A 14,191-nucleotide genomic window follows, 5' to 3' on the forward strand; every position below is an offset into this window, starting at 1 on the left:
ACTAAGTCCACACATCTTTTTAAAAAAATGACCTCTTTTATTTTTCACGATATTTTTGCCAAATATGTAATTTTTACTTAATGATGATAAACAGGAGTCACGACCTATGTGTTGAAAATTTTCTTTGCCTGACTTCCAAATTTCACGAATCAAATACAGCCGAATAAGGGTAGACACATTTTCTACTTCATTTTCAGTCTATTGAAAGACTGATCGTCATTAACTTACTCTTTGATCCAATTTTGTAACATGCACAAGTTGACAGTGAGTAAATACTCGTTTAGTTATAGCCTCATGAACACCATAAAAGATCTATTTTTCTTTTTTAACTTTTTTAGCTTTACCAGCCCTGTGGTCTGGAGGTGTTCACTCGCGTAAACGCGAACTGAAAGAGTTTTACCCAGGCCGCAGGCACCAAGCCCGCGGCCTTTTTTATTGCCCGGGTTCTCCGGTTTCATCCTGCCCCTCGATAAATCTCCTTCATTTTCTTCTGCAAAGGCAACTTTTTACATTTTTAACAAACTGGAGGCTTTGAAATGATGTTAGGACTCGGAAGCGTCGAGATAGCAGTCGTTTTCTGGCTGTGTCTGCTCTCTTCGCTCGGATGTGTGGTTTACGGAATCCTGAACTGGAATAACAAGGGCAAACCTGAAGCCACTGCCCTGAATGTTGAAGTGAAAGGCAAGGGTGAGGAATAATGACTGTTAAAATTATCATCGCCCTTATTTATCTAGCTGTAATTTTCTACCTCGGATTCAAGGGCTGGCAATCAACCAAAAAATCTACTGACTACATGCTCGCAGGGCGGCAGATGAACCCTTTCATCATGGCCATGTCCTACGGAGCCACCTTTGTCTCCACTTCCGCAATTATCGGTTTCGGCGGCGCGGCAGGACTTTTCGGTTTCCCCCTGCTCTGGCTCACACTTGCCACAATCGTTGTGGGTATCTTCACCGCAATGGTTTTCTTCGGTAAACGCACCCGCCGCATGGGGCTCGCCCTCGGCAGCCACACTTTCCCCGAACTGCTCGGACGCCGTTACAACTCCAGATTCATTCAGGGGTTCTCGGGCGGAATCATCTTTCTTTTCATTCCCGTTTACGCCGCGGCGGTACTCATCGGTATTTCCCGCATGATGGAGATATCATTCGGTATCCCATATGCTACAGCGCTTATCGTCATCAGTCTCATACTGGCTGTCTATGTTATTACAGGCGGCATGAAAGCGGTAATGTACACTGACGCGTTTCAGGGAATGATTATGGCGGTGATGATGCTTATCCTCATCGTTTCCACCTACTCCATGCTTGGCGGAATAACCGAAGCACATCAGACCCTGACCGACATGGTCCATCTCATGCCTGACAAGCTTATAAAAGGCGGAATGATAGGCTGGACTCAGGGAGCAGAGTTCGGGACCCCGCTCTGGCTGGTTATCTATACCACTATTGTTTACGGAGTAGGCATCGGTGTTCTGGCCCAGCCGCAGCTTGTTGTGCGCTTCATGACCGTTCCCTCCGACCGTGAACTCAACCGGGCCGTTCTCTACGGTGGAATTTTCATCCCGCTCATGACCGGGGTGGCCTTCCTTACCGGAGCACTCTCCAACGCTGTTTTCTACAAGGAACTGGGCAAGATATCCATTGCTGTCGCCGGTGGAAACATGGACAAGATTATCCCTCTCTACATAGAACAGATGATGCCGGACTGGTTCTCATCCCTTTTCCTGCTGGCAATGCTTGCCGCGGGTATGTCCACCCTTTCTTCCCAGTACCACGTAGGCGGAACCGCCCTTGGACGTGACTTCTTTGAACGGTTCGTCAAAGTCTCCAATGAAAAATCCGTGAAGATCACCAAGCTTGGTGTATCCATCACCCTGCTGGCAGCAATTGTCTGGGCATGGGTGCTGCCGCCGTCCATTATCGCAAGGGCTACTGCATTCTTCTTCGGGCTCTGTGCGGCATCGTTCCTGCCCATCTATCTGCTGGGACTTTACTGGAAAGGGATGACCAAGAAAGCCGCCAAGGTATCACTTGTGGGCGGATTCTGCGCTTCCATGTTCTGGCTGCTCTTCGTGCACGCCAAGGAAGCCACAGCAATCGGACTCTGTCAGTTACTCACCGGACAGGGTACTCTGGTATCATCCGCGGCCAAAGGTTCATGGGTATGGCTCCTGCAGTGGGTTGACCCCAACGTGGTTGCACTGCCCGTATCTCTTGCTCTGGCGATCGGGGTGGCAATGGTTACGCCAAAGCTTGGCAAAGAACATGTGGATAAGTGCTGGAGCAATATGTAGTTCTGCTGCAACCACTAAAAATAAAGGGTGCAATCTTTGAGGTTGCACCCTTTTCCTGTTTGAGATGCAGTAAATTGGACTACTTTAAACCATCATGATCTATGGTTTTAACAGAGCAGATTGCGTGTTGCACTTGACCCGATGCAATTTAGCGGTCACTACTGACTGACCAATTTACATCTAAGGAGACTGGACCTTGACCTTGCAAGACACCCCGACCCTGAAAAATGCGCTGACAATTAGTGCCGAAAAATATGCCGATCGTCCCGCGGTCTGTTTTGTGGGTGAAAACCCCATGACCTACCGCGAATTCAAACAGCTGGTAGACGACGTTTCCCTGCTGCTCCACAGCCGCGACATCACAAAGGGCGACAAAGTTGCCATCCTGAGTGAAAACATGCCCAACTGGGCTGCAGCCTACCTTGCCATCACTTGTATGGGCGCCGTCGCCGTTCCGATCCTGACTGAATTTCACGAAGGTGCAGTGCATCACATTTTACGCCACTCCGAAACCAAGGCCATATTCGTTTCCAAGCGGTTGATGCACAAGTTGGAGGAGTACGAATCTGAGAACCTTCGCACCATTATCATTCTCAATGACTTTTCACTTTACACCGAAGACGGGCTGCGCCAGACTTTCAAGGAAGGCATGGCTCAAGCATACAAGTCATTTGGACAAGTGAAAGAGCAGATCAAGGAACGAATCAGCAAAGAAATTGAAAAATATACTGATAAGGGCAAGCAATACATACGCCCGTCTACAGAAGTAGAAGTTGATGACGTTGCCGCGATACTCTATACCTCCGGAACCACGGGAAGTTCCAAAGGTGTAATCCTCACCCACCGCAATATCGTATTCAACGCCAGCAGAACTGCCGATATGGTTGCCGTAACAACAGAGGACCGTCTTATTTCAGTCCTGCCGCTGGCACACACCTTTGAATGCACACTGGGCATGGTGCTGCCTATTATCCGTGGTGCTTCCATTCATTATCTTCACAGGCCGCCCACCCCCAAAACCCTGCTTCCGGCTATGGGCAAGGTCAAGCCAACTTTTCTGCTCATCGTACCGTTGATTATTGAAAAAATATTCAAGAACCGTGTCCAGCCCAAACTCAAAGGCTCCGGTATCATGCGTAACGTCATGAAGCTCGGTGCCGCCCGAAAAAAACTCTACCGGGTGGCTGGGAAAAAACTCATGGAAGCCTTTGGCGGAGAACTTCGCTGCATGCCCATCGGAGGTGCGTTTCTGGCTCCTGAAGTCGAGGAATTTCTCATGCACTCCGGTCTGCCATATTCCGTTGGCTATGGTATGACCGAGACCAGCCCCCTTGTCTCCGGTGAGCCTGCCAGCACCACCCGTTTTCGTTCCGCAGGTCGCCTTCTCAAGGGCATGGAAATAAAAATAGACAACCCTGATCCCGAAACAGGCGAAGGCGAAATCCTGGTCAAAGGCCCCAACGTCATGCAGGGTTACTATAAGGCTCCTAAAGTAACGGAAGAAGTTCTCATGGAAGACGGATTCCTGCGCACCGGAGATCTCGGCTACATTGACGAAGACGGCTACATTTTCCTGCGCGGTCGCCTGAAGAATGTTATCATCGGTCCCAGCGGCGAAAATATTTATCCCGAAGAAGTCGAATCCATTATCGGCGAATGCGACTATGTATTGGAATCACTTGTTTATCGCGCTGAAGGCAAGCTCATTGCCCGCGTTCATCTCGACTCTGAGAAACTTGATGAAGAACTCGGCACCGGCAAAATGATTGAATCCAAAGCCAGCGAAACCGTGCAGAAGCATCTCGACTCCATCAAGAAGACCGTTAACGGTAAAGTATCCAGCTTTGCAAAGCTCTCCAAGGTAATCGAACAGGTAGAGCCGTTTGAAAAAACGCCCACCAAAAAAATCAAGCGCTACCTCTATATCGACGAGGAAGAGAACCAAAGACGGTAAAAAATATTCATTGGGCTTCGCCTACACCCCCATGCGGCTTTTACAGTTAGGCTTGCCTAATAAACAGTTGTGGAGATACTAAAAATAGGAATAGCAATTTAGATGTGAATTACATTTTTCAATATACCATCCTTTCCTACTTGATAAAAGGTAACTGGTTTATTGTTTTACAGTTGACACATTTATACCCTTCCTTTTTGAACAGATTGTAAATAACTGTTATTCCAGCTAAGTAGCACATAAAAGATAGCCCTTTGCCGTATATAAAAATATTTACAAGGGACATTTGGCAAAAAACAAGAAAGGATACAATTATGATTGTTTTTTGAGGAATTGCTCCAAATTCTTGGTTGCAGTTTTTACATGTTATCATTGTTGTTTTTTTTGAAAGCACAATGCCCAAGATTATAATGAATGCTATTTCCGCAATTGAATATACTAAGTAAGACATTATCTCTTTTTAGGATTTCGGGGGTTTTTATTTGATTTTTCCATAAAATCGCGCAAACGTTTCTGATTATCTTCGCTAATTCCTGTTGTCTCTGAAATTGCTAGTCCTCCAACTTTGTAAAGCATATTAACAGATGCACCTGCGACCGCCCCTGTTGCAGCTCCAGCAACGGTACCCCATGGACCGAGTGTAGTTCCATATACTGCTCCGGGAACTAAACTTTTTTTGCCCCATCCCATGCGGCTTCTCCAAGGTCACCTAGAGTTAATTTGGGTTTCTTTTTGGAACTGGATTCATCTGGTTTCTGTTCCCGATCTGCTCCAGCCAGTTTCTTTTTCAGTGGGGACGGATTAGAGTTATCCGCTCCGGCTTTTTTATCGTATCGGGGTTGTTGTTCATTTCCATTGGATTCTTCATTTTCTGTTTCAGAAGATTTTTCTTCTTTATCTTCGACTTCCGTGCCCTGTTCAGCATCTATAAGCTCGTTTGAACTAGATACATCACCTTCAGGTTCCAAACTCTCATTCGCTTTCTCTTCCTCATCGGCAGCCTGTGTCCTGTTCTTCAACCCATCCCGGTCAACAAAATTAATAGGATCATCGAGACAGAAACCGTAAACATCTACATCGCCGCCTTCATAACCGAGCGGATCAGGAGAGATGAAACGCCCGATTACAGGGGCGTATTCCCGGTAACCGAAATACACAAAGCCGGTATCTGAATCATACAGCCCCCCGCCGAAACCGAGCACCGCTTCATGTTCGGGATTGCTGTTATATACCCTTCTACCGAAAGAATCGTATAGAATTTCCTGTACACTGTTTCCTGACGGGTCGGCAATAGTGAGATGGGGCTGAAATCATGATAAAAAACCCCGAACCGAAGTCCGGGGTCATCATTAATCGTTATCTGCTTGGGTAAACGGCTCCGGGGCATCTTTCAGCTCCGGATGCCGTTCATAAAATCCTTCTAGAGGTTCAAGACTAACTCCGCATGATTCACAGCAAGAATCTTTAGGGGCTTGTCCTGCCAGATAGACTTGCTGGCATTTTGGGCAAATCATATCTTTCGTCCTCTCAGGTCGTTGTGAATCTTCTATCTTATTTACTTTATCTTTATGTATCCATAGCAATATGATCACACCGAGAACAATTTCTACATAACCAATGGTAGGTGAGACATAAAAACCTTTATAATAAGAGCCATCTCCCAAAGCAGTGACTAATCCAAAAACGATTATCAACCATCCAACAATTTTCAATGTTGCAATATTCATTTTAATAATTCTTTTTTTATTTACTTTGAACTTTTCTCGAAGAGTATTCATCTATGTACTTGACACCTGCTTCGATGATAGCCTTACCAATACTAACTGCGCCACCTAGAGTCGGGGTAGGAGGTTGATTATCAATAAGTCCAGTTGCTGCTTCGCCGACTTTTTCAAGATTTAATTTATGCTTTTCTCCAATCTTGCTTGTACGTATTCCTATATCAGCCTTACTCTCTGCATCACGTATAAAACTCCTGCCGCGCTTAACAACCTTACTGATTCTGCTTACACCTTTTTCTAGATGGGGAGCAAATCTTCTGACACCTGCCGCTCCTGCAGCTAGAACATCTTTACCACCAAGTACTCCTCCTGCAATTACCGCAGGTAATATAGCTGCACCAACAGTAGTGCCCAATATCTTTGGGTCGTTAATAATTGCTTCTCCTGCTTTGGATGTGGCTTCAATTGTTGCTTTACCACCTTTGGTTAGGGCTTCGCCTATACCATCATAAATCTTTTCTAGAGCTCCTTCTTCTTCCTCACTCTCAGAGTTTTTTTCCTCGGATTCAGTCTCGGACTCCTGTTTATCATTCCTCTTTTTCAGGGCCTGAAGCTCTTTGCGCATGTCCATTCCAGTAATGGAGTCGGTTTTCCTTTTACTAGATTCATCACTCCGGGATTCCTGATCCTCAGACTCTGATACCTTATCGTCAGCCTGCGTCCTGTTCTTCAACCCATCCCGGTCAACAAAGTTAATCGGATCACCGAGACAGAAACCGTAAACATCTACATCACCGCCTTCATAACCTAGCGGATCAGGAGAGATGAAACGCCCGATTACAGGGTCGTATTCCCGGTAACCGAAATGCACAAGGCCGGTATCTGAATCATACAGCCCCCCGCCGAAACCGAGCACCGCTACATGTTCGAGATTACTGTTATATACCCTTCTACCGAAAGAATCGTATAGAATTTCCTGTACACTGTTTCCTGACGGGTCGGCAATAGTGAGACGGGACTGAAATCATAATAAAAAACCCCGAACCGAAGTCCGGGGTCATCATTAATCATTCTCAGATTGGGTAAACGGCTCCGGAGCATCTCTCAGCTCTGGATGCCGTTCATAAAATCCTTCAAGGGGTTCAAGGCTAACTCCGCATGATTCGCATGCAGAGTCTTTAGGGGCTTGTCCTGCCAAGTAGACTTGCTGGCGTTTTGGGCAAATTATATATTCTGGGTCAATATTACCGTCAGAATTAAATGATCTGACATCTTTAGTTTTCCATAAATAAATCAGTATTATAAAACCTACGACCAACTGTATATAACCCACATAATCGTATACTTCAAAACCTTTGTATTCTCCTCCACCAACGAGGGGAGTTAAAGCCCCAGACAGAAAAAAAGACCATCCTGACAAAATAAGAATTAGTCTACCTGTTCCGCCGTTACTAGCTCGAGTGTTTTGCGATTCTATTCTTTTATTTACCATAATCATCTATAGTTTCTTTTGCTTTTTCAACGAAATGTTTGATCGCACTAACTGCGCCACCTAGAGTCGGATATGGATGTGGGGCAAATCTTCTGACACCTAAATACTTATGGATAGCAAGAAGAGAACCCCGAACCGAAGTCCGGGGCATATATATTATATGTTGTGATTGATTTATGATAGCTGATTGATTGTTTTACAGTTCGGGCACTTGTAGCCCTCTTTTTTAAAAAGATAGTAAATGACTGTAATGCCAGCGAGTAAACACATAAATGAAATTCCGTGACCAAATATAAATATGCCAGCAATCAATAGCTCCCAAAAAACAAAGACAGACACTATGGTCATATTTTTATTAGGAATAGCTCCAAATTCTTGATTGCAATTTTTACATGCAATCGTTTTCGTTGATTTTGTCAGATATACAATCATACCAGCAATTGTAGCTATTCCGAATAAAGTATACAGTATATATATAATCATTTTTTAGGTCTTTTTGAAGTATTACCATTTATTTTTTCCATTGCTTCCCGCAAACTCTTTTGAGAATCTTCGTTTATTCCTGTTAGTTCGGATAGAACTAGTCCTCCCACTTTGTAAAGCATATTAATAGATGCACCAGCAACAGCCCCAGTAGCCCCTCCTGCGGCACTTCCCAAAGGGCCCAGTGTCCCACCGTACACAGCCCCAATTGGAGCTCCTTTCACTACACCTTCAAATGCAGCACTACCAAGGTCTTTAAGCGTCAACTTAGGTTTCTGTTTATTCTTTGTCTTAACGACCTCTCGGTCAGCGCCAGCAAACTTCTTCTTTAAAGGTGCAGGTCTTGAATTATCCGCTCCGGCTTTTTTATCGTATCGGGGTTGTTGTTCATTTCCATTAGATTCTTCATTTTCTGTTTCAGAAGATTTTTCTTCTTTATCTTCGACTTCCGTGCCCTGTTCAGCATCTATAAGCTCGTTTGAACTAGATACATCACCTTCAGGTTCCAAACTCTCATTCGCTTTCTCTTCCTCATCGGCAGCCTGTGTCCTGTTCTTCAACCCATCCCGGTCAACAAAGTTAATCGGATCATCGAGACAGAAACCGTAAATATCTACATCGCCGCCATCATAACCGAGCGGATCAGGAGAGATGAAACGCCCGATTACAGGGTCGTATTCCCGGTAACCGAAATGCACAAAGCCGGTATCTGAATCATACAGCCCGCCACCGAAACCGAGCACCGCTTCATGTTCGGGATTACTGTTATATACCCTTCTACCGAAAGAATCGTATAGAATTTCCTGTACACTGTTTCCTGACGGGTCGGCAATAGTGAGATGGGCCTGAAATCATAATAAAAAACCCCGAACCGAAGTCCGGGGTCATCATTAATCATTCTCTGCTTGGGTAAACGGCTCCGGAGCATCTCTCAGCTCTGGATGCCGTTCATAAAATCCTTCTAGAGGCTCAAGACTAACTCCGCATGATTCGCAGCAAGAATCTTTAGGGGCTTGTCCTGCCAGATAGACTTGCTGGCATTTTGGGCAAATCATATCAATATATATTGAATCATCATGTTTTCTCTTTGGTAATCCACACAATAACCATAATTTACTATTAAACCACCTAAAATTACATGATAATAAGTTAAATTTATATTTATTTTACATTTTCATATAATTTTTTTTTCAAGATATGAATAGCAATTTAGATGCGAATTACATTTGACAATATACCATCCTTTTCTACTTGATAAAAAGAAAGAGTCTAATCTTCCAGGAGAGAGATAAATCAAAATTTCGTGTCGTGCAATTTTATTTATATCTTCAGTATATATTTTTATTTTGAATACACTGAATTTCAAAATTACTTTTTTTTCATCGCACTCAGACATAAGTATATTAGTTTTTAATGCCAAGAGAACCAACAAAGAAGAAATAGATATAGACAAGACATCCACCTCTCCTCCTATAAGCATTGCATATACACCAAAAACTACACTTATTAACCATAATAACAACATAATGTTATTTTGCAAATTAATTATAAACATAGACATTTCTTTTTAATAATTTTAAACATCATTATACTTCTACTTAATACTTATTTTTTAGTTATGGTCTTAGTTGTTGATTTTAATTTTCTGTCCAAAATTTGTCTTCTTAATTTTTTATCAACTACACTATTTGATTCAGGAGCCACTTTTTTCATCAGTCTAACCGCTTTCTGAGCCGACTCTCCCAGTTCATCGAAGGAAGGATCAATTGTGAACATTTTTTTAGAATAAACTCTCCCTCCACTCACTTCCGGACGTGGATATTGATTCTTTTTTCCTATACTTAGGGTCAGCTTGTCGACTTGACTAGATTCGCTGACATCTTTGCTATAACCTACGGCAAGAGGCGTTCCCGGAATCGCTATCCCCCCGGATGCAGTTGTACTAACCCCTTCCAAGTCACTAGCTTTAGTGGCATTATGTGTACCTGCTGAGATATCTGCCGAAAAACCAAAGCCAGAAGAGCCCTTCAGTCCATATGTGAAATATACCGCAGCTTCATCTTTATTGATATATGCAGCATCAAGCCCTATAGAACCCTCAAATCCTGGAATAGCTGCGGACCCACCACCTCCTATTATATACTTGTTATTATCCTGCGTAAGAGCAGATTCACTTTTCTCGGATTCAGTCTCGGACTCCTGTTTATCATTCCTCTTTTTCAGGGCCTGAAGCTCTTTGCGCATGTCCATTCCAGTAATGGAGTCGTTTTTCCTTTTACTGGATTCATCACTCCGGGATTCCTGATCCTCAGACTCTGATTCCTCTCCCTCATCGGCAGCCTGTGTCCTGTTCTTCAACCCATCCCGGTCAACAAAGTTAATCGGATCATCGAGACAGAAACCGTAAACATCTACATCACCGCCATCATAACCGAGCGGATCAGGAGAAATGAAACGCCCGATTACAGGGTCGTATTCCCGGTAACCGAAATGCACAAGGCCGGTATCTGAATCATACAGCCCGCCACCGAAACCGAGCACCGCTTCATGTTCGGGATTGCTGTTATATACCCTTCTACCGAAAGAATCGTATAGAATATCCTGTACACTGTTTCCTGACGGGTCGGCAACATTAAAAATGCTGCCCAGTTGATCGGTTGCGAAAAGGAACACCCGTCCATTGCGTTCCATTCCTATTGGACGACCATGTTCGTTGTAGTAGAATCTGCTGACACCCCCGGCATCTTCTACCGCTGCGAGGGTGGTCAAATCTTTCCAGAGATAGCGCTGTACAAGTTGACCGTTGATGTATTTGGCTGTTCTGAACCCTCGTTCATCGAAACGGTATTCAATATCGGTTCCATCCGGCAGCAGGACTCCACAAAGCTGACCTGTTTCCAGATATTCGTAGCTGGTGATACCTTCGGATGATTTCTTTTCGGACAGATCACCATCGGCATCATACATATAGGTTGTATCTCCGGCTCTGACCAGTTGCCCAAGATTGTTATACATGTATTCCAGCTTCCTACCACCAGCGACATGGGATGAAACACGCTGCCCCAGCTGGTTGTACCCGTATATTTCCACATTACCGCCGTTGTATTTGACCAGCCGGATTCGCCCGCCTTCATCGTACTGGTATTCAAGGACGTGACTGGATTGCTCAGACACAAGTAGCTTGTCTTTAATCCTTAAATTTTCATCACGGTTGACCGCAAGTACCGCGTAGGTGTTTTCTGTTTTCGGTGTCAGGAACTGTAAAACCTCATCCGCAATTTCATTGATGTCCACATTGTCACGTTCCATTTCATCACGGATAGATTTTCCTGTTCCAATCTGAGGTGCTGCGGGCTGAAATGCTCCGGGCTTGAATGTGGAACCGCTGCCTTTGAAATGGCCCCTGAATTCGTTCAGAATTTGATTGCCATAGGTTGTTTGCCTCAGTTTCTGCACCACCGGCAGATTAGGGTTCTGCTCCATGAACTCGGCATGGACCATGCGTTTTAGCCGGGCAAAAGCCGCTCTGGCTTCCTCTTTCTCGTACTGCTTCCGGTCCCATCTGCTTTTGACTTCAGGCTTCATCATGGAAGGGTATAGAATGTCCCCGGTTGTAAATTCAGAAAAATCGATCTGCGGCTCTGATAGTTCTTCCCCTGTCCTGCGGTCCACGATCTTCCAGAGATTTTCAATCTGTTTCTCAGCAGGTTCGTTCTCACCGTAAAGCACAAGTCCGGTTGTGAGTTCACTCCGGGGCCTAAGCTCCATTTTGTAATGGTCGATAGATTTCATTTTTTCTCCTTACATTTGATATTGCGGGGTATCTGGTGATAATCCCAATGATTCAAAGCTGTTCCTTACCCGTTTCAATATTCAGTATAGGAGATAAGGCGGACATAAATCAGGCAACTCAGGTCCGCCCTGAGTCAAAAATCGAGAAACCACGGCTCACCCGCCCTTCAAAGGCAAGAAAATCCGTCCAGAAACAAAGAATCTGCACTTAACCAGTGACAAACTACTGTGATATAAACATCTGATATTTAATATTTATTTATGATCAAAAAATTACTGATTAAAAAAAATGAACCAGTTTTTAAAAAATATATTTTTTTGGTGTTGACTAGTCCACTTAACAGCGTTAAGTTCTAATCAAAGGCAAAGGTAATCGCCGAAGTAAGGCGGGTATCATCAACCCTCAACGGGAGTGAAATCAACGCTGATGTCACTTTCCAACACAGAGCCTGACGTAGAGGCTCAATTTGAGGGGAGCCAAACGCGAGAGTTCATTGAGACCTCCTGAGGGCCCCAAGGAGCGACTGAAATCGCCGGTTATTCCGGCAATGCGAAGACGGTCCCCCCTCTTGAACGGCAAGAATTCGTAGCAAGGTCAACTTGTAACAAACAATCAAACGGTTAAGGCGCGTTAGTATAAAAAACTGATAAAACAACCGCTAATCATGGTTGGAACGCGCAAGTACAAAAGCAATTTGGAAATAACCGCTAACTTGGTTGAAACGCGTTACTAAGTAATCTTAAAGCAAATCTTAAAAGCCCCCGGCCGTAACGCAAGTTCCGGCCGGGGTTTCTTTTTTCCCTACACTTCAGCCGTGTATGGCGGAGCAGGATCATACTGCAGAATCCTGCGAACCGTACGGGCATGGTCGGGACCGTGAATCTGTCCCACCAGCCACAAGGCCATATCGATCCCCGCAGATACTCCCTGCGAGGTCACTATCTTTCCATCACGGACATAACGCATCTCGGGCAGCTCAGTCACTTCAGGATCCTTAGTCAGGTAATCCATAAGCTGCCAGTGGGTGGTGGCCCTGCGCCCCTTGAGCAATCCGGCCTTTTGCAGGATAAGCCCTCCGGTGCATACAGCGGTCATGTAATCCACCTTGTCATACTGAGCCTTCACCCATTCAATGGCCTCCTGACAGCTAAGGGCATATTTTTCGACCTCACCTGTTCCCGGAAGGAGCAGCACATCGAGCTCTGGTGCGTTTTCCAGTGAATAATCGGGAATAATCTTCAAGCCTCCTATGCCCCGCAATGGCTCTGTGCCGAGGCTTATGGTGACCACCCTGCCGCCTCCGGCAAGCTGATTGGAAACCGCGAAGACCTGCTGCGGTCCCACGAAGTCCAGCTCCGCCACCTGTTCATATATGTATATTCCGTAAGTCATCTGTTTAGTCATGATTATCTCCATTTATGAAATGCGCCCGGTACTGGGCAGGACTGACTCCGAGCCTTCTCTGAAAAGCCCGGCGCAGCCTCTCCTCCCGGCCGAAGCCGGATTCCTGTGCCACCGTATCAAGCGAATCAGCACCGGATTCGATCAGTTCGCGCGCACGATCGATCCTCAATTGCTCAACAAAACGGCTGGGGCTGAACCCCGTTTCCGACGGAAAAATTCGTGAAAAAGTACGCGGGCTCATATTGGCCTGCTCTGCCAGTTCATCCACGGTGAGCTTCCGGTCAAGATTCTGCTCCATCCAATGAATGAGACCGGAAAATCTGCTGCCCGAACGCATCTGCATGGCAAGAGGAGCGCTGAACTGGCTCTGGTTTCCGGGCCGTCTGCGGTAAAGAAGAAGCATCCGGGCCACCTCCATGGCCAGCTCGGGACCGAAATCGTCCTCGACAATCGCCAGCGCCAGATCAATCCCCGCTGTAACCCCGCCGCTAGTGGAGATATTACCGTCCTGAATATAAATTGCGTCAGGATCCACTTTAAGTGAGCTGTAACGGCGGGCCAGACGATCAGACACAAGCCAGTGGGTAGTAACCTTCCTGCCGTCCAACAGACCGCAGGCTGCAAGTATGAACGCCCCGCTGCACACTGAAACGATTCGCTCAGCTCTGGCTGCCGCCTTCTTAACGGTCTCAAGTATAGCCGGATCTTCTGAAACAGACTCCGCAACAAGCCCGCCCGGAACTACAAAAATATCCGGAGAATGGCTGCCCGCCTGAGAGTCGGCAATCATGGTCAGTCCTGATGAAGTCCGGACCGGACCAGGGACCGAAGAGGAAAAAATAGCATCATAGCCGTGCCCAGTCCTCCCCCCGTTGTGCAGCAGAGTCGTTGCTGCATAAAAAACTTCAAGAGGACCGCTTACATCAAGAGAGACAACACCGTCATAAAGATAAAATTCCACCTGCTTCTTCATGACTGAAGATTAAGTGAATACAGATTTGGCAGCAATGACAAAAAACAAGCATTTTACGCCAGGAACAAAGGCGAG

Annotated in this window: 12 protein-coding genes; 3 read left to right on the plus strand and 9 right to left on the minus strand. The window is 45.5% G+C overall.

Features of this window, described 5'->3' with window-relative positions; all coding sequences use genetic code 11:
• Positions 1-536: 536 nt before the first annotated feature.
• The 3 genes from ACZ5PW_RS14675 (at position 537) to ACZ5PW_RS14685 (ending at position 4,250) form a co-directional block, all read left to right on the plus strand.
• Entirely contained in the window at positions 537-698 is a 162-nt protein-coding gene (locus tag ACZ5PW_RS14675; protein ID WP_464555022.1) for a symporter small accessory protein, read from the plus strand.
• The gene (locus ACZ5PW_RS14680; protein ID WP_464555025.1) at positions 698-2,296 is read left to right on the plus strand and encodes a sodium:solute symporter family protein; all 1,599 of its coding nucleotides are present in this window, start codon (positions 698-700) and stop codon (positions 2,294-2,296) included. The genes ACZ5PW_RS14675 and ACZ5PW_RS14680 overlap by 1 nt, the downstream gene beginning before the upstream one ends.
• Positions 2,297-2,492: 196 nt before the next feature.
• Positions 2,493-4,250 (plus strand): AMP-binding protein, encoded by a 1,758-nt coding sequence (locus ACZ5PW_RS14685; protein ID WP_464555026.1) that lies wholly within the window; start codon positions 2,493-2,495, stop codon positions 4,248-4,250.
• A 450-nt stretch (positions 4,251-4,700) separates the two neighbouring features.
• Here ACZ5PW_RS14685 and ACZ5PW_RS14690 read toward each other — a convergent pair whose 3' ends face one another.
• From ACZ5PW_RS14690 to ACZ5PW_RS14730, 9 genes are all read right to left on the minus strand, one after another.
• Complete coding sequence (locus tag ACZ5PW_RS14690; RefSeq protein WP_464555028.1) at positions 4,701-4,940, minus strand: hypothetical protein; 240 nt, start codon at positions 4,938-4,940, stop codon at positions 4,701-4,703.
• Positions 4,916-5,542, minus strand: a complete 627-nt coding sequence (locus ACZ5PW_RS14695) for an RHS repeat domain-containing protein (RefSeq protein WP_464560423.1) — start codon at positions 5,540-5,542, stop codon at positions 4,916-4,918. Before ACZ5PW_RS14695 ends, ACZ5PW_RS14690 begins: the two co-directional genes overlap by 25 nt.
• 57 nt (positions 5,543-5,599) lie before the next feature.
• Complete coding sequence (locus ACZ5PW_RS14700) at positions 5,600-6,028, minus strand: hypothetical protein (RefSeq protein ID WP_464555032.1); 429 nt, start codon at positions 6,026-6,028, stop codon at positions 5,600-5,602.
• Entirely contained in the window at positions 5,994-6,977 is a 984-nt protein-coding gene (locus ACZ5PW_RS14705; protein WP_464560425.1) for an RHS repeat-associated core domain-containing protein, read from the minus strand. The genes ACZ5PW_RS14700 and ACZ5PW_RS14705 overlap by 35 nt, the downstream gene beginning before the upstream one ends.
• Before the next feature lie 57 nt (positions 6,978-7,034).
• Entirely contained in the window at positions 7,035-7,469 is a 435-nt protein-coding gene (locus ACZ5PW_RS14710) for a hypothetical protein (RefSeq protein WP_464555036.1), read from the minus strand.
• Positions 7,470-7,942: 473 nt separating this feature from the next.
• Positions 7,943-8,779, minus strand: coding sequence for an RHS repeat domain-containing protein (locus ACZ5PW_RS14715; RefSeq protein WP_464560427.1), 837 nt, complete (start codon positions 8,777-8,779; stop codon positions 7,943-7,945).
• Between the two features lie 772 nt (positions 8,780-9,551).
• The gene (locus tag ACZ5PW_RS14720; RefSeq protein ID WP_464555040.1) at positions 9,552-11,738 is read right to left on the minus strand and encodes an RHS repeat domain-containing protein; all 2,187 of its coding nucleotides are present in this window, start codon (positions 11,736-11,738) and stop codon (positions 9,552-9,554) included.
• A gap of 802 nt (positions 11,739-12,540) precedes the next feature.
• On the minus strand, positions 12,541-13,143 hold the full coding sequence (locus tag ACZ5PW_RS14725; protein WP_464555042.1) for a DJ-1/PfpI family protein: 603 nt from the start codon (positions 13,141-13,143) through the stop codon (positions 12,541-12,543).
• Positions 13,136-14,104: a GlxA family transcriptional regulator gene (locus ACZ5PW_RS14730; RefSeq protein WP_464555044.1), complete on the minus strand. Its 969-nt coding sequence runs from the start codon at positions 14,102-14,104 to the stop codon at positions 13,136-13,138. Before ACZ5PW_RS14730 ends, ACZ5PW_RS14725 begins: the two co-directional genes overlap by 8 nt.
• Positions 14,105-14,191: the final 87 nt, after the last annotated feature.

The sequence above is a fragment of the Maridesulfovibrio salinus genome (assembly GCF_055394525.1).